Origin of the sequence: Deinococcus radiotolerans (assembly GCF_014647435.1) — a bacterium.
GTDB classification, from domain to species: domain Bacteria; phylum Deinococcota; class Deinococci; order Deinococcales; family Deinococcaceae; genus Deinococcus; species Deinococcus radiotolerans.
This window is the reverse complement of record NZ_BMPE01000003.1, coordinates 298,316-318,080: the sequence shown is the minus strand read 5'-3', so window position 1 is coordinate 318,080 and position 19,765 is coordinate 298,316. Positions and strand designations below refer to the sequence as shown.

The window sequence follows — 19,765 nt, the reverse complement described above, 5'->3', positions numbered from 1 at the left end:
AGACCATCACCTGCGGCCGCTCCCACCTGGACGTGACATCCAGGTGGGAGCGGCCGCGGAACCTGCGTTTACTTCAGGCCGTTCGCCACGGCTTTCGCCAGGGTGCCCTGAGCGTCATCGCCGTCCAGGGACCACGCCATCGCGCCGCCCAGGCCCTTACTCTTGATGTACGCCATCTTCGCCGCGATGACCTGCTCATCGTCGTAACTCCAGAAGGTCGTGCCGTCGTACTTCCACATCTGGCCGGTCGTGGCGCTGCGGAACACACTGCCCGGGGCGTTCTTCAGCACCTTGTAGTCCTCGATGCCGGCCTCGTACGTGCCGCGCGCGGGACCACTGGCACTCTGGTACAGGCCGTTATTGGCATTGAGCACGCCGGTCCAGCCGCGCCCGTAGAAGGGCACGCCCACCACGATCTTGTTCGCGGGCATCCCGGCGTTCAGGAAGGCGTTCACGGCCGTGTCCACCGAGTAGGTCTTCGCGGGGCCGCTGCCTGGGCCGTTCGGGTCGGTATACAGGTTGCTGTGGAAGTTGGTGGGGCCGCCAGCGTCCCAGGCGCCGCGGAAGTCGTAGGTCATGATGTTCACCCAGTCGACGGCGGCCCTGTACCCGGCGGGGTCCTGGTTGGCGATCTTGTCAGGCCCGCCGGGCGCGGCGATGGTCAGCAGCAGCCCCGGGCGCAGGGCGTCCAGCTGACGGCGGAATTCCTGCAGCAGCAGCGTGAAGTTCTGCCTGTCGTTGGGGCTGACGGTGTTGTACGCCAGGCCGCCGCCACCCGGGTATTCCCAGTCGATGTCGATGCCGTCGAACACGCCCGCACCCGCGCCGGGCCCGCCCGCGCCGTCCGAGGACACCGGGAGGTTCCCCTTGATGTACAGGTCAATGCAGGAACTCACTAGCGCCCTGCGGGACGCGTCGGTGCTCGCGGCGGCGCTGAAGTAGCGGCTCCAGGTCCAGCCGCCCAGCGAGATGAGGACCTTCAGGTTGGGGTATTTCGCCTTGAGTTTCTTCAGCTGGTTGAAGTTGCCTTTCAGCGGCTGGCTCCAGACGTCTGGGGCGCCGTCCACGCTGGTGGCCGCGTCGAAGCTCTTGCCGTAGTCGGCGAATCCGTCCCCGCCGTCTCCGCTCCCGCTCTCGGCGCGGGTGACGATGTCGCACTTGTACGTGCCGCCCGCGTTGTACACGTTCCCGAAGGCGTAGTTGATGTGCGTGAGGGTGGCGGCCGTGCCGCTGGTGTCGATGTTCTTCACCTGATAGTTGCGGCCGTAGATGCCCCACTGCGCGAAGTACGCGATGCGTTTGAAGCCGCTGGTGGGGGGCGGGGTGGTGCCGCCGATATTGACGGTGACGCTGGCCGTGGCCGAGGTCGAGTTGCCCGCCGCGTCGAAGGCTTTGGCGGCGTACGTCCGCGTGCCGTTCTGCGCGCTGCCCACCGCGTCCGTCCAGCTGTACGGCGCGGTCGTGTCGGTGCCCAGGAGCGTGCCCCCGGCGTAGAACTCGACTTTGCTGACGCCCACGTTGTCGCTGGCGGCCGCGTTCAGGGTGACGGTGCCGGCTGCGGTAACGGTGGTGGGGCTGGCCGTGAGGCTCACGGTGGGGGCGGTGGTGTCACCACCAGTGCTTGTGCCGCCACAGGACGCGCCGTTCAGGGTGCAGGTGTTCACGCCGCTGAGCTGACCGGTGCCGTCGTAGCCGATGGTGACGCTGCCCCCGGCGGGGATGGTGGCGCCGCCCCAGCTGTTCGGCGTGACCGTGTACAGCCCGGCGCTGTCCTTCGAGATGCTGCCCCCGGCGCCCCAGACGCTGCTGCCCGCGCTGGCATTGCCGTTGAACTTGAATTTCAGCGTCCAGCCGGTGATGGGGGCCGTGCCGGGATTGCTGAGCGTGATACGGCCGGTAAAGCCCGTGTCCCACGCGCCAGTACTGTCGAACGTGGCGGTAGGCCCGGTGGCCAGCGTACTCAGGTGCGGCGCCCGGGTGGCGGTGGGGGCGGCCTGGTCGGCGCAGCCGCCCAGCAGCAGCGCGGCGCTCAATAGGGCGGACAGGTTCAGGGCAGTCTTGGGCATACCTCACCTCATGTAGGGGGAGTGGATGGTGACCGGTGGGTTGCTGGAACTCCTGCATCATGCAGAATGATTTTCAGATTGTCAAGCCAAGGAGGTAATTTTTTTCAGACACTCAGATTTTTCTAGAAGTGCTTGTCATCTGACCCGCCGTCACGACTCACGCTCACTCAAGCGTGGAAAATACGCCTCAGTACCGAGACGAAAAATGGTCGAAAAGACAACGTTCCTGCGGGCGTTTGTCACACTTCGAGATTCTCTTCGGCCAGAGCGCCATCAGTTGTCCAGATCAGGCATCGGCACAATCCTGAAAATCTGAACCACAAAACTGCTCAGCTTGACAAAAATAATTTTCAGGATTTACAGTGGGTCATCACCAGCCGTTGACCCACCCAGGAGTCGCATGAGTCAGACCACCACGCGCCCGTCCCAGACGCCGGGAGCCATCAGCCGCATCCGTCTGCACGCCCACAACCTCTCCCCGTCCCTGAGGCAGGTCGCCGACCACGTCCTGCGGGAAGCGGATACCGTCATTCACCAGACCATCACCGAACTGGCCGCCAGCGCCGGCGTGGGCGAGGCGACCATCACCCGCCTGTGCCGCAAACTGGACTTCGCGGGCTTCCACGCTTTCAAGATCGCGCTGGCCGCCGACGTTGCGGGCCGCGATACCACCAGCGACCGGCCCACCAACCTTGAGGGGCACACCGCCCGGCTGGTCAAGCAGGCCAAACTGACCCTGGAGGACACCGGTCGCCTCCTCGCCCCCGACGCAATTGAAGCGGTCGCGGAGCAGCTGTCCCGCGCGCCCCGCGTGGACCTGACCGGGCAGGGCAACAGCGGCATGATCGCGCAGCTGTTCGCGCACCGCCTGCTGCGGCTGGGCATCACCGCGCAGGCCTTCACCGACCCGCACGTCGCGGCCGTGAGCATTTCGACCCTGCCGCGCGGCGGCGTCGTGATCGGCCTGACGAGTTCCGGCAGCACCATCGACACCGTGCAGCACCTGCGCCTCGCCCAGAGCCACGGGCACTACACGGTGGCCATCACGCACCGCGCCTCGTCGCCCATCACCCGCTACGCCAGCCGCGTGCTGTTCACGTCCCGGCAGGAAGATCCCCTGACCGACGCCGTGATGGACACCCTGATCAGTCAGACGCTGGTGCTGGAACTGCTGTACACCGCCCTGCTCGCCCGCCGCCCCGAGGCCGCCGCCATGCTGCGCGTCACGGCTGAGAGTGTCGTCGAGAAGAAGTACTGACCCTGCGCGCCCCCTTCCCACAAGGAGAGTCCCATGAAACGTACCCTGAAAGCCCTGACCCTCGGCCTTGCCCTCACTGCCTCGACGGCTGGCGCGCAGACCACCGTCACCTTCTGGACGTGGTACCTCAGCCCCAAATTCGACGGGTACATCAAGGACACCATCGCCGCGTTCGAGAAGGCGAATCCCGGCATCAAGGTGCAGTGGTTCGACAAGCAAGACTCGATGGTGCAGGACTTCATTGCCAGCGTGAACCTCGGCAACGCGCCGGACGTGGTGAACCTGAACATCGACGAGACGCAGAAGGCCGCGCAGAACGGTTTCCTGACCGCCGTGAACACCCTGACGAGCCCCGCCACGCTGCGCAGCACCTTCTACCCGCAGAGCCTGAGCAACTTCACGTCCGGCGCGAACACCTTCGCGTACCCCTGGTACGGCTGGCTGAACGAGGGCGTGCTGCTGTACAACCCGGACCTGTTCAAGAAAGCCGGCCTGACCCGCGCGCCCCGCACCGCCAGCGAGATGCTGACCTACGCCAAGACCATCAAGGACAAGACCGGCGCATACGCCTGGGTGCCCGCCCTGAAAGACCCGAACACCGCGTCCTTCCTGGGTTACTTCTACGCCGAGGGCCTCCCCGTCACCGACGCGAGCGGCAAGGCGGCCTTCAACACCGCCGCGCACGCCAACCTGCTCGCGCAGTACGTGACCCTGTACCGCGGCGGGTACATCCCCGAGGACGCCGTGCGCCGCGAGGCCTTCCAGCTCGCCACGGAACTGTACGCGCAAAACCGCGTGGCCATGATCATCGGCGGCCCCCAGGCCCTGACCCGCATCAAGGACACCAACCCCAGCCTGTACGCCAAGACGGTCGTCACGCAGGCCCCGCTGGGCAAGGCCGGCGTGCAGACCGGCGGCAGCATGGGCCTCGTGATTCCCAAGGCCAGCAAGAACCCGCAGGCCGCCGCGAAACTCGCCGCGTTCTTCACGAACAACGCCAACCAGCTGGGCTTCGCCAGGGTCGTGCCCGTCGTTCCCACCACGCTGGGCGCGCAGACCAGCACGCAGTTCAAGACCAGCAGCAGCGACCCCGTCGCCCGCGCCACCGCCCTGGTGGGCGCCTCGGGCCGCCTGATCAACCCCGGGTACAAGGCCCCGGGCAACAGCGACGACCTGTACAAGAACTTCAACGACAACATCGAAGCGGCGCTGCTGGGCAAGAAGACCGCGCAGCAGGCCCTGGCGGACGCCGCCATGTACTGGAACGCCAACCTGAAGAAGTGAGTCCCACCTGACCCGGGTGGCCCGCCCGCGACCGTGGGCGGGCCACCCGCACCCCTGTCCCCCGCGCGCAAAGGATGGATCCCCATGCAAGTTCACTGGCGTCAGTCGCTGATGTCCTACACGTTCCTGGCCCCGGCGCTGATCCTGCTGGCGGTGTTCACCTTCTACCCGCTGCTGTACGGCGCGTACCTGGGCTTCACCGAGTACAACGGCGCGCGCTTCGCCAATCACCTGCCGCCGCAGTGGGTGGGCCTCAGGAACTTCGAGACCGTGCTGGGTGACCCGCTGTTCCGCACGGCGCTGGCCAACAGCGTGAAGTACCTGTTGGTCGTGCCCGCCCTGCAACTGGCGTCCCTGGCGGTCGCGGTGCTGGTCGCGAAGAACATTCCCGGGATCGCCCTGTTCCGCGCGGCGTACTACGTGCCCGTGATCACCAGCGTGTCCCTGGCGGCCGTGATGTGGGAGTGGGTCTTCAACCGCGAGGGCACCCTGAACTGGCTGCTCCGGGCGCTGCACCTGACCACGCCCGAGGCGGCGTTCGGCTGGCTGAACAATGAGCACTGGGCGTTCTGGGCGGTCATGCTGGTCACGTTCTGGCGCGGTTTCGGGTACTACATGGTGCTGTACCTGGCGGGCCTCCAGGCCATTCCCGAGGAACTGGAGGAAGCCGCGATTCTGGACGGCGCGAGCGCCTGGCAGCGCTTCTGGCGGGTAACGGTGCCGCTGATGCGGCCCACCATCCTGCTGTGCACGCTGCTCTCGACCATTGCCGCGCTGCGCGTGCTGGAGGAGGTGCTGGTCCTCACGAACGGCGGGCCGCTGAACAGCACGTACACCGCCCTGATGTACGTGTACGCCAAGGCCTTCCAGGGCTTCGACTTCGACTACGGGGTGGCCAGCGCCGCCGGGCTGGTCGTGGCGGTCGTGGCCCTCCTACTCTCGGCCCTGAACTTCCGCTTCTTCCACCGGGAAGAGGAGCAGGCGTGAGCGCGCGCACTGCCGCAGCCCCCGCACGGGTAACCCGCCCGGTTTCCTGGCGGCGGCCCGTGAACACGGCGCTGCGCTACGCGCTGCTGGGCGTCATCCTGATCTTCGCCGTGTTCCCATTCGTGTGGACGCTGGCCATCGCCCTGACCGACAAGACCGCCGGGAGCAGCATCTACGCGTTCCCGCAGAGCCTGCTGCCCAGCCGCGTGACGCTGCACAACTTCGTGGACGTGTACCGCACCTTCAGTCTCGGGAAGTACCTGTGGAACTCGGTGGTCATCACGGGCCTGACCGTCCTGGGCACCCTGCTGGTGTCCGCGCTGGCGGCGTACCCGCTGGCGCGCTTCCGCTTCCCGGGGCGGGGCGTGATCTTCGGCCTGATCGTGGCGACCCTGGTGCTTCCCAGCGAAACCACCTTCATCGTGAACACCCTGACCCTGAAGAACCTGGGCCTGCTGGGCACGCACGCGGGCGTGGTGCTGCCCACCATTGCGGGCGCGTTCGGGATCTTCCTGATGCGTCAGGCGTTCCTGGCGATTCCGGCGGCGCTGCTGGAAGCCGCCCGGCTGGACGGGGCCAGCGAACTGACGATCCTCACGCGGATCATGCTGCCGCTGACCCGCCCGAGCCTCGCGGCGCTGGGTATCTTCACGACCGTCACCACCTGGAACGCGTACTTCTGGCCCATGCTGGTCCTGTCCGGCGCGCCCGACAAGGCCCCGCTGGCGGTGGCGGTGCTGAAACTCAAGGGGCAGTTCAACTACGACCCGTTCAACATCGCCGCCGGGTCGATCATCATGATGCTGCCCGTGCTGCTGGTGTTCCTGGCGGCGCAGCGGCTGTTCCTGCGCGGCATGGAAGGAGCTGTGAAATGACCGAACCCCTGATGCTGACCGAGGCCCGCGAGGCCCCGCAGGTCGCCGCCCGGCAGGCGGGCAGCGCCGCGCTGGACGCCGCCGCGCGCGCCATCCGCGCTTTCGCCCCCAGTTACGTGGTCACCTTAGCGCGCGGCTCGTCCGACCACGCCGCCACCACCCTGAAGTACGCGCTGGAAACCCAGGTGCGCCTCCCGGTCATGAGTGCCGCGCCCAGCGTCAGCGGCGTGTACGGCGCCGACCTCGACCTGCGCGGGGCGCTGGTCCTGGCGATCAGCCAGTCGGGCGGCAGTCCGGATCTGGTCGAGGCGCTGACCCGCGCCCGCGCCGCCGGGGCCCTCACCTGCGCCCTGGTGAACGTGGAGGGCAGTCCGCTGGCCCAGGCGGCTGATCTGGTCGTGCCGCTGTGCGCGGGCGAGGAACGCGCCGTGGCCGCCACGAAGAGTTACCTGGCGGCGCTCGTGCTGGGCGCGCGGCTCGTCCAGGCCTGGCAGCCCGACCCGGCGCTGGCCCGCGCCCTGGACGCCCTGCCGGATACGCTGGAGGCCACCCTGCGGGCCGAGGCGCGGGCGTGCGACCTCGCGGCGCAGCTGGCCCGCGACGTACCGCACCGGCTGCTGGTCCTCGGGCGCGGCCTGCACGCGGGAGTGGCCGCCGAGGTCGCCCTGAAGTTCCAGGAGACGGCAGGCCTCGCAGCGCTGCCATTCTCCACCGCAGAATTCGCGCACGGCCCGGCGCGGCTGGCCGATCCCATGACGCCCGCGCTGTTCTTCCAGGCGCGGGACGCCACGGCGCCCTTCACGGCGGACACGCTGCGCACGCTGGGCGGGTACGGCACGCCCGTCACCGTGATCGGCGCCGACACGCCGGACCGCGCGGCGGACCTGCCCACCCCGGCCAGCGGGCACCCGCTGACGGACCCGGCGGTGTCGGCACTGGCGGCGCAGCTGCTGATCGCGCACCTGGCCGTGCTGCGCGGCGAGAACCCAGACGCGCCCCCACGCCTGAGCAAGGTGACCCGCACCCGATGATCCGGCCGGAAGCCACACTGATCATTGACCTGCCGGGCGCGGACCTGACCCCAGAAGACGCGCGCTGGCTGCGGGCGCACCCGGTGGGCGGCGTGTGCCTGTTCGCGCGGAACATCACCACGCCGCAGCGTACCGCCCGCCTGACCGCGGACATCCGCGACGCGCTGGGCCGCGACGCCCTGATCGCCACGGATCAGGAAGGCGGCGCGGTGCTGCGCCGCCTGGACGTGCCGCCGCCCCCCACTCCGCAGGCGCTGGGTGACCTGGACGAGGACGCCGCGTTTCATGCCGGGCAGATCGCGGCGCGCGGCCTGCTGGAGCTGGGCATCAACTGGAATTTCGCGCCCAGCCTGGATGTGAACGTAGACCCGCTGAACCCGGTGATCGGGGAGCGGTCCTTCGGCGCGGACCCGCACCGCGTGGCGCGGCTGGGCGTGGCCTGGGCGCGCGGGAGCGAGGCGGCGGGCGTCCTGAGCGCCGTGAAGCACTATCCCGGGCACGGGGACACCCGCGTGGACAGTCACGAGGACCTGCCGGTGGTGAACAAGAGCCGCGCGCAGCTGGAGGCGGCGGAATGGGTGCCGTTCCGCGCCGCCGCGCACGCGGGGCTGGGCAGTGTGATGACCGCGCACATCCTGTATCCGCAGCTGGACCCCGCGTGGCCCGCGACCCTCTCCCCTACCCTGCTGAACGGCGTGCTGCGCGGCGAATGGGGCTATGACGGTGTGATCGTGACCGACGCGATGGACATGGGCGCCATCGCCCGGCGCTGGCCGCAGGGGCGCGCGGCGGGCCTGGCGCTGACCGCCGGGGCGGACGCCGTGCTCGTCTGCGGGCACGGGGACCGGACGGTCACGGACGCCCATGTGCACGCCCTGAGGACCGCACAGGCCGACGGTACCGTCAGCGACGCCCGCCTGAACGAGGCCGTGATGCGGCTGGACCGCGCCGCGCAGCGGTTCCCGGGCCAGCCGCGCCCCTACGCGGCGGACCGGCAGGAGCAGGACCGCGCCGCGCTGCGGGACTGGGCGCGGGCCACGCTGCGCGTGCAGGGCGAGGGGCCCCGGCTGGACGCCGCCGCACCCGTGCTGCTGCTGGCGCCCGCCCATACCGCTCTGGGCGGCCCGTACGGCGACTTCGTGACGCTGGAGCATCTGAGCAGGGCGCTGAGCCCGCACTTCCCGGCGCTGGTGACCGCCGACCTGCTGGACCCGGCAGGCACGGCCCAGGTTCTGAACGCGCACCCGCAGGCCCCGGTCCTGCTGGCAAGCACGGGCCGCTGGGGCGTGACGGACGAGGCCCGCGCGCTGGCGCCGACCGTGGCCGGGCGCGCCTGGCACCTGTGCCTGTGGAATGCCGACGACGCGGCCGCGCTGCCCCTGCCCGCCGTGGTCACGCACGGGTTCCGCGAGCCGAATCTCCGGGCGCTTGCGCAGACGCTGGCAGCCCACTGAAAGGTCCCGGCCGCTTCAGCGCCGGCCAGGACCAGAGGCCTAATTCAGGCGGAAGGGACGGCGATCTCCGCGGGCGGAGTGTCCTGGGGGGCCGGGCTGATCTGAACGGGTGTGCCGTTCAGGGCGGCGTTCCCCGTAAGGTCATCCAGCAGCAGCGGGTCAGTCAGGTCGTTCAGACTGACGCCCGGGTGGGCCTGCGCGACGCCCAGGCGGGTGCCGGCGCGCGCGTGGCCGAAACCGTGCGGGAGGCTGGCGACGCCCGGCATGACGTCCTCGGTCAGTTCGACCGGCACCGTGACCTGCCCGACCCGGGAGGTGACCTGCACGAGCTGACCGCTGCGCAGACCGGGCGCGTCGGCGGGGTTGAGGTGTAGGGTGCAGCGGTCGGGGCCGCGCATCAGGCGGGGCGTGTTGTGCATCCAGGAGTTGTTGCTGCGCAGCTGCCGCCGCCCGATGAGCACCAGGGGCGGGACCGGGGCGGTCAGGGCGGCGTGCAGGCGCGCCAGGTCGCGCCGCATGGGTTCGGGGAGCACCTGAATGCGGCCGCTGGCTGTGAGGAGCCGCGCGGGCAGCACGGGCGTCATGGGGCCCAGGTCCAGGCCGTGCGGGTGGGCGCGGACCTCGTCCAGACTGAGCCCGTGCGGGCCGTGGCGCAGACCGGCGTCGAGCCGCTCGGCGGGGCTGGCGAGGCGTTTGCCGGTCAGGCGTTCGGTGAGGCCCGCGAAGATCTGGTGGTCGAAGCGCTGTTCGGCGCTGACCGGGAAGACCGGCTCGTTCAGGCGGGCGGTGGCGCGCACTGCGAAGTGATGGAAGATCACGTCGTAGTGCTCGACTTCCAGGCCGGTGGCGGGCGGCAGGATCACGTGGGCGTGGCGGGTGGTTTCGTTCAGGTACGGGTCAATGCTGACCATGAAGTCCAGGCCTCCCAGCGCGCGGTCCAGGTCCGTGCCGCCGGGGGTGCTCAGGACGGGATTCCCGGCGACCGTGACGAGCGCGCGGATCTGCCCCTCGCCGGGCGTGAGGATCTCCTCGGCCAGCGCGGCGTTCGGCAGTTCCCCGTCGAATTCCGGCAGGCGGCGCACGCGGGAGTGAAAGCGGCCGTGGTGCGTCTGGCCCGCGTGGGCGCCGGTCAGCAGGTCAAAGGCCGGGTGGGGGAACATGGCGCCGCCCTCGCGGTCCAGGTTACCGGTCACGAGGTTCAGGGTGTTCAGCAGCCACTGGCACAGGCCGCCGAACGCCTGGACGCTCAGGCCGATGCGGCCGTACGCGGCGGCGCGGGGCGCGCGGGCGAACGCGCGCGCCAGGTCGCGGGTGGTGGCGGCCGGGACGCCGGTGGCCGCCTCGACGGCTTCGGGGGTGTAGGGCGCGGCAGCGGCGCGCAGGTCGCTCAGGCCGTCGGTGAAGTCGGCCAGGCGGCCAGGGCGGGCCAGGTCCTCGGTGAGGATCACGTGCAGCAGGGCCATCAGGAACAGGGCGTCGCTGCCGGGGCGGATCGGGTGGTACTCGCTGGCGTGCGCGGCGCTCTCGGTGCGGCGCGGGTCGAGCAGCACGACGCGCCCGCCGCGGTCCCGGATGGCGCGCAGCCGCTCGCGCATGCCGGGCGCGGTCAGGATGCTGCCGTTGCTGGCCAGCGGGTTGGCGCCCAGCATGAGCAGGAAGTCGGTGCGGTCCACGTCGGGAATGGGCAGCAGCAGGGGGTGGCCGAACATCTCGGCCGCGGCGTAGTGGTGAGGCAGCTGGTCGGTGCTGGTGGCGCTGTAGCGGTTGCGGGTGCCCAGCGCCTTCAGGAACGCTCCGGCGGTCAGGAGGGTGCCGCTGTTGTGCACACTGGGGTTGCCCTGGAAGGTGGCGACGCTGTCCGAGCCGTGCTCGGCCTGCACCTCGCGCAGGCGCCGGGCGACCAGGTCAAGGGCGTCGTCCCAGGTCATGGGGTGCCAGGTGTCGCCGTCGCGGCGCAGCGGCGTTTTCAGGCGGTCCGGGTCGGCGTGCAGGTCAGGCAGGGCCGCGCCCTTGGGGCAGATGTGACCGCGGGAGAGGGGGTCGTGGGGGTCGCCGCGCACGTCGGTGACCTGGCCGCCCTGCACGGTGATGCGCAGGCCGCAGATGGCCTCGCACAGGTTGCAGGCGCGGTAGTGCAGGCCGTCGCGGGGCCGTGGGGGTGGACTGAGGGTCATGCGGTGCCTCCGGGTGGGTTGTGAATGCAGGTGCCCGCAGTATGTCACGGGGGCCGCGCTGGTCGGGCCGCCCCGGCACGGGGAACGCAGCGGAACTGTACACCTGCCCACTTCTGCATGAGCATTCACTTAAGCCTTCATGGTGGTCAGTTTCGGGGGTCGGTACCGGCCCGACACGTCACACTGAGCCATGAATCCCGCACCGGATGTCCAGGCTGAGCCCGAGGCGCCTGGTGCCGCGCTGGCGGTCCTGATCCTGGATGACCGCACCCACGCCGTGCTGGGCTGCACGGACGCGATGAGCACCCTGCTGGGGCTTACCCTGACGCCCGGCGAGGCCCTGCCGCCGGGCCTGATGGCCGCTTCTCCTGGCCGCGCGCTGGCCCCGAACGTGGTCCTGCACAGTCCCGCCGGACCGGTGCCCTGTCAGGCGCAGCCGCTTGGGGGGCTGGCACACGCCACGCTGCTGTGCCCCCTGCATCAGCTGAGTCACACGGTCCTGGACGCCATGCCCACCGACGTGGCCGTCCTGAACGCCAGCGGGCGGTACCTGTACGTGAACCCGGCCGCCATCCGGGACGCGGCGGTGCGCCGGGGCATCATCGGCCGGACGGATCTTGAGTACATGCAGTGGCGCGCGCACCCGACCGAGCGGGCCGCCACCCGCGCCCGGCATTTTCAGGAGGCGGCGCGCAGCGGCCAGAGCGTGCAGTTCGTCGAGACGTTCAGCGGCGCGCGCACCTCGTACCTACGCCGCACGTACCAGCCGCTGCTGGATGAAGCGGGCAACTTGCAGCTGATGCTCGGCTACGGTGAGGACCAGACCCGCGACCGCACCCAGGAGGACCAGCGGCGCCTGCTGCGGACCATGGTGGACACCTCACGCGACCCGCTGCTGGTCATCGACGCGCGCTCAGGACCCGGGCATCAGCGCGTGGAGTACGCCAACCCGGCCATGCTGGACCTGCTCCGCCACCACGGTCTGGAGGCCCTGCCGGACACGCCTCTGCCCGAGTGGCCCATGGCGCGCGGCAACAGCGTGAACGTCCTGCAGATGCTCGGGCAGCTGGAGGGCCTGCCGCGTACGGAGGCGCTGCGTGACACGCTGTTCCTGCCTGAAGCTCAGCAGTGGCTGGAAGTGCACATCAACGCGATCCTGGACGCCGACGGGCAGCGCAGTCACTGGGCCGTGAACCTGCGGGACATCACCGCGCAGCGCACGGCGGACATCTGGCGGGAACGCACCGCGCAGGCCCACCGGCTGGCCCTGGCGGGCGCGCCCCTGTCGGCCTCGCTGACGCCGCTGCTCGCGCACGCGGACAACTGGGAGATCGGCTGGCAGATCGGGGCGGTCATCGCCAGCCACCCGACCGAGTTCGAGGGGCACCTGCCGCCCGAGGTGCAGCAGGCCCTGCGCGCCATCCCACCCGACGAACTGACCGCGCACTGGCACGCCCTAGACCCCGCCCAGCAGGGCCGGGCGGCCGTCACGTACGACCTGGACGCCCCCGGCAGTCCCGCGCTGCACCGGCAGGTGCGCCCGCACGCCCGCAGCCTGATCGAGCTGCCGCTGTTCGGCCTGGACGGTCAGGTGCTGGGGGCGCTCCTGGCGACCCACCCGGTCCCGCACGCCTGGACGGCGTCGGTCGTGGAGAACCTGAGTGCCGTCGCCACGTCCGGCGCCATTCTCATTGAGCAGCACCTGAATAAGGTTCGCCTGGAACGGCTCGCGTACCGTGATCCCCTGACGGGCCTGCTGAACCGTTCAGCCCTGACCGACTGGACCGCCGCGGCCCTGCGGCAGGAGACGCCACTGGCGCTGGGCCTGATGGACCTGAACCGCTTCCGGTTCCTGAACGACGGCTTCGGTCACGCGGTTGGGGATCAGCTGCTGGCCGATCTGGCCCGCCGCCTGTGCCACCTGGCCGAGCAGCGCGGCCTCCTGGCCCTGGCCCGCATGGGCGGCGACGAGTTCGGCCTGCTGACCCGGGCTGAGGACCAGCAGGCCGTGGTGCGGGACCTGCAGGCCCTGTTCGAGGAACCGTTCGAGGTGCGGGGCAGCGCCCTGCTGCTCGAAGCGTCCGTGGGCTGGAGTCTCGCGCCGGACACCGCCCGGGACGCGCACACCCTGCTTCAGCAGGCAGACGCGGCGCTGTACGAGGCCAAACGCGCGCAGGTGTTCAGTCAGGTGTTCCAGCCGGCGCCGCCAGCCCGCATTCCCACCGTCACGCTGGAAAGCGCCCTGCGCGCCAGCCTGCGGGACGGTGGGTTCCGCATGGTGTACCAGCCGCAGGTGCAGCTGGGCACCGGCGTGCTGATCGGCGCTGAGGCGCTGCTGCGCTGGACCCACCCGGAGCTGGGGGTGATCCCCCCGGATCAGTTCATTCCCGCTGCGGAGCGCGCGGGCCTGATGCCGCGCCTGGGCGAGTGGGTCCTGACGACCGCCCTGCGTGAAGCGGCCCGCTGGACGAACCCGAACCTGAGTGTCAGCGTGAACGTCTCCAGCCGCCAGCTGGCCGACCCGACCTTCAGTGACCGGGTCGCGCAGGCCCTGAGCGGCAGCGGCCTGCGCCCGGACCGGGTGGTGCTGGAGGTCACGGAGAGCGGCCTGATTGACAATCCGGCGCGCGCGCGCGAGGTGCTGCAGGGCCTCCGGGCGCAGGGCGTGCGGGTCAGCATGGATGACTTCGGCACCGGGTACTCATCGCTGTTCAGCCTGCGGTCCCTGCCGGTCGATGAACTCAAGATTGACCGGGCGTTCGTGCGGGACCTGGGGCTGGACACGCAGGCCGCGCGGGAAAGTCAGGCAATCGTGACCGCCAGCGTCCTGATGGCCCGCTCGCTGAGGATGGAACTCCTGGCCGAGGGCGTGGAAACCCAGGTGCAGGCGCAGGTCCTGCAAGAAGCGGGCTGCGAACTGGCGCAGGGCTGGCTGTACGCGCGCCCCATGGAACCGGACGCGTTCGACGCGTTTGAAGTCAGCTGGCCCGAGCGGCTGCTCGCGCCGCGCAGTGCGCCCAGCGCGCGGACATGCTAAGACTCAGGCGTGACGCACACCGCCCCTGAGTCCACGGTCCTGCGGGGCCTGCTGCTGCTTCCCCAGGGCCTCACGCCCGGCACCCTATCCCTGCGGGTCGGGCGGATCGAGACAGTCACGCCAGACGAGTCAGCGCCCACCGACACGCTGATCCTGCCGGGCTTCGTAGACACGCACGTGCACGGCGGGGGCGGCGGGGACACCATGGACGGCCCCGAGGGCCTGGCGACCCTGGCGCGGCTGCACGCCAGCTGCGGCACGACCACGCTGCTGCCCACGACCATCACGAACCCCTGGGAGCGGGTGCTGGACGCCCTGCGGGCCGTGGCGGCCATCATGCACGCGCCGGTGCCGGGCGGCGCGGACGTGCCCGGCGCGCACCTGGAGGGCCCGTTCATCAGTGCGCAGCGGCTGGGCGCGCAGCCGCCCTTCACGCTGGCCCCCACGCCCGAGCGGCTGGCGGAGGTGCTGGCGCTGGGGGTGGTGCGCGCCGTGACCCTCGCGCCGGAACTGCCGGGCGCGGCGGCCGCGGCCGTGCAGTTCGCGCGGGCGGGCGTGCGGGTGGGCGTGGGGCACACCCGCGCGGACGCGGACACCGTGAGCGCGCTGCTGGCCACCGTGCATGCCAGCGGCGGTCAGGGCGCCGCGACGCACCTGTTCAACGCCATGGGCGGTGTGGAGGGCCGCGTACCCGGCCCGGCCGGCGCGCTGATGGCGGACCCGCTGGCGGTACTGGAAGTCATCCTGGACGGCGTGCACGTGCACGACACAGCGTTCCGGCTGGCGCGGGCGGCCGCGCCGGAGCGAGTCATGCTGATCACGGACGCCATGCGTGCCGCCGGGCTGAGCGACGGCCAGAGCGAACTGGGCGGGCAGCCCGTCACGGTGCGCGGCGCGCACGCCACCCTGCCCGACGGCACGCTTGCCGGGAGTGTCCTCACGATGGACGAGGCGCTGCGGCGCGCCGTGGCGGCCGGGGTGCCGCTGCCCGAGGCGAGCCGCATGGCCAGCCTCACGCCCGCCCGCTCGGTGGGCCTGCACGACCGCGGGGAACTGCGCGTCGGGCTGCGCGCGGATCTGGTGGCCCTGAATCCCGCGCTGGAGGTACAGGGCGTGTGGGTGGCCGGTCAGGCGGTGCGCTGACCAGTGCCCGCGTCAGGGCACGTCACTGTCCGGTTCATCCCCTTCGGATTCAGTGGGCAGCTGTCCGCCCGTGAAGCGCTTGGTAAGCCAGCGGTCGAAGCGTTCGAGGTTGTCCGCCTGACGCTCGTAGGCGTCATGCACGGTCCGCAGTTTCACCTGAAGGGCCTGGAGGCGTTCATCGCTGATGGGAATGTCCGCGCGGGTCCAGTCGCGGTGGTACACGCCGTTCACGTCGTGCGTGGCGCGGCGCAGGGTGACGGCGTCCCGCGCTTCTTCCAGCGTGAAGCCCAGGGCGCGCAGGTCGATCAGGTCGCGCAGCAGCCGCAGGGCGTACGGGCCGTACAGCGCGCGGCCCGACGCGGTCACCTGATCCGGAGTCAGCAGGCCCAGTTCGGCGTAGTGCATGACGGTCCGGCGGGTCACGTGCGCCGCGCGCGCGAGTTCAGCGGTGGTGTAGTAGGTGGGGTTCACGGCGTGACGATCACTTTCCCGGTCACGCGCCGCTCCAGCAGATCCCGCATGGCCTGCGGCGCGTCCTCCAGGCTGTAGGTGCGGCTGATCTCGGGGTTCAGCGTGCCGCTGCGCACCCATTCGGCCAGCTGGGTGAGGTGGCGGGCGTTGCCGCGTGGGTCGCGCCGGGCGTACTCGCCCCAGAAGACCCCCACGATGGACGCGCCCTTGAGCAGCGGGAGGTTCAGCGGCAGTTTCGGGATCTCGCCGCCCGCGAAGCCGATCACGAGGTACCGGCCGCCCCAGGCGATGGCGCGAAAGGCACTCTCGGCCCAGCGGTCCCCGACGGGATCGAGGATGACGTCCACGCCCTTCTTCCCGCTCAGGTCGTTCAGGGCCGCCTTCAGGTCGGTCTGGGCGTAATTGATCAGATCGTCCGCACCGTGCGCCCGCGCGAGTTCGAGTTTCTCAGGGGTGCTGGCGGCGGCGATCACGCGCGCCCCGAGGGCCTTACCGATCATGACGGCGGCGAGGCCGACACCCCCGGCGGCGCCCAGGACCAGCAGCATCTCACCGGCCTTGAGTTGCCCGCGGTCGATCAGAGCGTGCATGGCGGTCCCGTACGCGAGCGGCAGGGTCGCGGCGACGTTCAGGTCCAGGTCGTCCGGGAGGGGCAGCGTGGCGGCGGCGGGGGCGATCAGGTGCGTGGCGAACGCGCCGGTGCCGGTGAACGCGGCGACGCGCTGGCCGACCTGAAGGTGCGTGACGCCTTCCCCGACGGCCTCGACGGTTCCGGCGGCCTCCGCGCCGGGCGTGAAGGGCAGGGGTGGGCGCACCTGATACTTGCCCTGCACCATCAGGGCGTCGGGGTAGTTCACGCTGGCAGCCTGCACGCGGATCAGGACCTCGCCGGGGCCGGGGGTCGGGGTGGGCTGCTCGGTGACGATCAGGGTTTCGGGTTCATCGAAGGCGGTGCAGGTCAAGGCGCGCATGGTGGGTCCTCCCGGGGTGGAATGCCCCCATCTTAACGCGGGCGTTCAAAGTTGACGTTCACGTTCACTCCCCGTACGCTCGGGAGGTTCCAGCCCCTCCCCTCTCCCCCATTCCTGCAAGGAGGCCCGCGCATGGCCCCATTCCTGAACCGCCGCGACCTGTCCTTCCAGCTGTTCGAGGTGCTCCCCACCGCCGACCTCACGAGTCGCCCCCGCTTCGCCGAGCACAGCCGCGAGGTGTACGAGGACGTCCTGAACCTCGCGTATTCCGTGGCCGAGCGTTACTTCGCCAACCACGCCCGCGAGGCCGATCTGAGCGAGCCGCACGTCGTGGAAGGCAAGGTGGTGCTGCCCGCCGCCATGCGTGACGCCGTGCGCGCCTTCCGGGACGCGGGCTTCTTCAGCGCCCACCACGACGAGGACCTCGGCGGACTGCAACTGCCGTGGGTGGTCATGCAGGCCGTGCAGGCCAACTTCCAAGCCGCGAACGTCTCCACGAGCGGCTACCCGTTCCTGACCATCGGGAACGCCAACCTCCAGCGGGTGTTCGCGTCCCCCGAGCAGCAGGGGCGCTACATGCTCCCACTGCTGGAGGGCCGTTGGTTCGGCACCATGGCCCTCAGTGAACCGCATGCCGGTTCGGGCCTCGCGGACATCACGACGACCGCGACGCCGCGCGGTGACGGCACGTACGCCCTCACCGGCACGAAGATGTGGATCAGCGGCGGCGAGCACGAACTCAGCGAGAACATCGTGCATCTGGTACTGGCGCGCATCGCGGGTGGCCCGGCGGGCGTGAAGGGGATCAGCCTCTTCCTCGTGCCGCGCTACCGCGTGAATGACGACGGCACGCCGGGCGCGGACAACCACGTCGTCCTGGCGGGCCTGAACCACAAGATGGGCTACCGGGGCACCACGAACACCCTCCTGAACTTCGGCGAGGGCGGCGAGACCATCGGTGAACTGGTGGGCGAGCCGGGGCGCGGACTGGCGCAGATGTTCCACATGATGAACGAGGCCCGCATCGGCGTGGGCATGGGCGCCGTGATGCTGGGTACCGCCGGGTACATGGAGAGCCTCGCGTACGCCCGCGAGCGCCGCCAGGGCCGCCACGCCAGCCAGAAGGACCCAGCCGCGCCCCCCGTGGCGATCATCGAGCACGCCGACGTGCGCCGCCTGCTGCTGCGGCAGAAGGTGTTCGTGGAGGGGGGACTGGCGCTGGGCCTGTACGCCAGCCTGCTCGTGGACGACACGCAGACCGGCCCGGAGGAGGGGCGCACAGACGCCGGACTGCTGCTGGACCTGCTGACGCCCATCGTGAAGAGCTGGCCCAGCAAGTACAGCCAGGAGGCGCTGAGCGACGCGATTCAGGTGATGGGCGGCGCCGGGTATACCCGCGACTTCAACGTCGAGATGTACTACCGCGACAACCGCCTGAACCCCATCCATGAGGGAACCGAGGGCATCCAGGGCAACGACCTGCTGGGCCGCAAACTGACCCAGGCGGGTGGGCGCGGCCTGACGGTGCTGCTGGCCTACATGCAGGCCGACCTGGACGCCAGCGAGGGGCAAGGCGGCCTGGACGAGATCCGCGCCGCCCTGCGGCAGGCCATCGGCTGGACCACCCAGGCCCTGGGGGCGCTGCTGCCCCGCGCCGCTGAACTCGGCCCGGACCTGTTCCTGGCCAACGCGAACAGCGCCCTGGAGATGCTGGGGCACACGGTCGTCGGCTGGATGTGGCTGCGTCAGGCCGCCACGGCCGCCCGCGCCCTGCCCACCGCCCGCGCCGACGCGGACTTCTATCACGGCAAACTGCACGCCGCGCGCTTCTTCGCCACGCACGAACTCCCGAAAGTCCGCGCGCACGCCGAGCTGCTGGCCAGCGCCGACCGCACCACCCTGGACATGCACAGCGAGTGGTTCTGACCTCTAACGGGCCAGCGAGAACACGTCATCCATGAATTCCGGCCAACTGCTCCCCGCGCTCCCCACTCCGGGCTGATCGGCGGCGATCAGGCGTACGGCGACCAGATCGGCCTCTGCGTCCACCACGAGGTACTGACCCAGCCAGCCGTCATGACACCAGCCCCGGCGCGGGCCGGGATCCTCTTGCAGCCAGCGGGTCCCAGCGGGCACTTGTGTGGGATCGAACCCCACCGTACCCATCAGTGTGTGGAAGTCCTGGCGAGTGTGCGTGCCGCGCAGGGTGGTCAGGGCGCCAATCTGCGTTGGGCTGGCCTGCGCCTCGCGCAGGTGCTGCACGTGCGCGTCCGTGACCGTGTATGTCGTCTGCGGATGCCATGTCCACCACAGCAGGCCCATGCGTGGGGTCGCTGGCGTGGCCGGGCAGGTGCTGGCGTGAATCCAGGACGGTGTGATCAGGCCTTCACCACCACGGAGTGTGAGCTGTGCCAGCCGCGCCAAATCTCTTGCGCGAAGTTGAAGACCGCTCATGCCGTGAGGCGTACCTGCCCTGTCCCGATCCCACTGCCATTCGTGGATGCCAAGAGGAGCGAACAGTTCCGCACGGGCGAAGTCATCAGCCCGCTGTCCGGTCGCGCGGTCCAGCAGGCCACAGATGAGGTTCACCGCCTTATTGTTGTAGCTGAAGGCCGTACCTGGCGCGTGGCGCAGTTCCGCGCAAAGGGCCAGCTGCACGAAATCCGGGCTGGGATAGATCTCTTCAGGGGCGGCGGGCACGTTCTGTAAACCACTGGTATGGGTCATGAGGTGCTGCAGCGTGACGTCCGCCTTGCGGCCCTGCCGCCATTCTGGGTAGTACTCAGCAACTGCCACGTCCGCCCCCGGCAGGACGCCCAGTGTCACTGCCCGGCCAACCAGCAGGCTAAGTACGGCCTTCGTGACACTCATGGTCTCAATGGGCCGGCCGCCCGTGTGGTTCGGGGCTTCGTCAATCAGTACTTCACCGCCCTGCATGACGCAGAGGGCAGAGGAATGAGTCCGGCGGGCCTGCTCAATCAGGACGTCCAGGGTCATGGGTACGGGCACACCCT

The 19,765-nt window shown here is 70.2% G+C and carries 14 protein-coding genes; 9 read left to right on the top strand and 5 right to left on the bottom strand.

What is annotated here, in order from left to right:
- Positions 1-68: 68 nt before the first annotated feature.
- Positions 69-2,066 carry a glycosyl hydrolase family 18 protein gene (locus tag IEY63_RS09370; RefSeq protein WP_229784606.1) on the bottom strand — a complete coding sequence of 666 codons (1,998 nt, stop codon included), beginning with the start codon at positions 2,064-2,066 and terminating at the stop codon, positions 69-71.
- Between the two features lie 400 nt (positions 2,067-2,466).
- Between IEY63_RS09370 and IEY63_RS09365 the strand changes: the two genes are divergently transcribed.
- The 6 genes from IEY63_RS09365 to nagZ all read left to right on the top strand — a co-directional run bounded on the left by IEY63_RS09365 (position 2,467) and on the right by nagZ (position 8,955).
- Complete coding sequence (locus IEY63_RS09365) at positions 2,467-3,324, top strand: MurR/RpiR family transcriptional regulator (RefSeq protein WP_189068735.1); 858 nt, start codon at positions 2,467-2,469, stop codon at positions 3,322-3,324.
- A gap of 33 nt (positions 3,325-3,357) precedes the next feature.
- A complete protein-coding gene (locus tag IEY63_RS09360; protein ID WP_189068734.1) occupies positions 3,358-4,608 on the top strand; it encodes an ABC transporter substrate-binding protein in 1,251 nt (416 codons plus the stop codon).
- A gap of 84 nt (positions 4,609-4,692) precedes the next feature.
- A complete protein-coding gene (locus tag IEY63_RS09355) occupies positions 4,693-5,595 on the top strand; it encodes a carbohydrate ABC transporter permease (protein ID WP_189068733.1) in 903 nt (300 codons plus the stop codon).
- Positions 5,596-5,654: 59 nt separating this feature from the next.
- Entirely contained in the window at positions 5,655-6,470 is an 816-nt protein-coding gene (locus IEY63_RS09350; protein WP_229784605.1) for a carbohydrate ABC transporter permease, read from the top strand.
- Complete coding sequence (locus IEY63_RS09345; RefSeq protein ID WP_189068731.1) at positions 6,467-7,501, top strand: SIS domain-containing protein; 1,035 nt, start codon at positions 6,467-6,469, stop codon at positions 7,499-7,501. The genes IEY63_RS09350 and IEY63_RS09345 overlap by 4 nt, the downstream gene beginning before the upstream one ends.
- Positions 7,498-8,955, top strand: a complete 1,458-nt coding sequence (gene nagZ, locus IEY63_RS09340) for a beta-N-acetylhexosaminidase (protein ID WP_189068730.1) — start codon at positions 7,498-7,500, stop codon at positions 8,953-8,955. The genes IEY63_RS09345 and nagZ overlap by 4 nt, the downstream gene beginning before the upstream one ends.
- Before the next feature lie 44 nt (positions 8,956-8,999).
- Here nagZ and IEY63_RS09335 read toward each other — a convergent pair whose 3' ends face one another.
- The gene (locus IEY63_RS09335; protein WP_189068729.1) at positions 9,000-11,129 is read right to left on the bottom strand and encodes a molybdopterin-dependent oxidoreductase; all 2,130 of its coding nucleotides are present in this window, start codon (positions 11,127-11,129) and stop codon (positions 9,000-9,002) included.
- Positions 11,130-11,319: 190 nt separating this feature from the next.
- Between IEY63_RS09335 and IEY63_RS09330 the strand changes: the two genes are divergently transcribed.
- Positions 11,320-14,166 (top strand): sensor domain-containing protein, encoded by a 2,847-nt coding sequence (locus IEY63_RS09330; RefSeq protein ID WP_189068728.1) that lies wholly within the window; start codon positions 11,320-11,322, stop codon positions 14,164-14,166.
- A 9-nt stretch (positions 14,167-14,175) separates the two neighbouring features.
- The gene (gene nagA, locus IEY63_RS09325) at positions 14,176-15,309 is read left to right on the top strand and encodes an N-acetylglucosamine-6-phosphate deacetylase (protein ID WP_189068727.1); all 1,134 of its coding nucleotides are present in this window, start codon (positions 14,176-14,178) and stop codon (positions 15,307-15,309) included.
- A 12-nt stretch (positions 15,310-15,321) separates the two neighbouring features.
- Here nagA and IEY63_RS09320 read toward each other — a convergent pair whose 3' ends face one another.
- Together IEY63_RS09320 and IEY63_RS09315 are read right to left on the bottom strand one after the other, a co-directional pair.
- Entirely contained in the window at positions 15,322-15,780 is a 459-nt protein-coding gene (locus IEY63_RS09320; RefSeq protein ID WP_189068803.1) for a MerR family transcriptional regulator, read from the bottom strand.
- Positions 15,777-16,751: an NADPH:quinone oxidoreductase family protein gene (locus tag IEY63_RS09315; protein WP_189068726.1), complete on the bottom strand. Its 975-nt coding sequence runs from the start codon at positions 16,749-16,751 to the stop codon at positions 15,777-15,779. The genes IEY63_RS09320 and IEY63_RS09315 overlap by 4 nt, the downstream gene beginning before the upstream one ends.
- A gap of 132 nt (positions 16,752-16,883) precedes the next feature.
- Here IEY63_RS09315 and IEY63_RS09310 point away from each other — a divergent pair, with 132 nt between their 5' ends.
- A complete protein-coding gene (locus tag IEY63_RS09310) occupies positions 16,884-18,677 on the top strand; it encodes an acyl-CoA dehydrogenase (protein WP_189068725.1) in 1,794 nt (597 codons plus the stop codon).
- Positions 18,678-18,680: 3 nt separating this feature from the next.
- On the opposite strand, the gene IEY63_RS09305 is transcribed toward IEY63_RS09310, so the two are convergent.
- Positions 18,681-19,748 (bottom strand): serine hydrolase domain-containing protein, encoded by a 1,068-nt coding sequence (locus IEY63_RS09305; RefSeq protein ID WP_189068724.1) that lies wholly within the window; start codon positions 19,746-19,748, stop codon positions 18,681-18,683.
- Positions 19,749-19,765 lie beyond the last annotated feature (17 nt).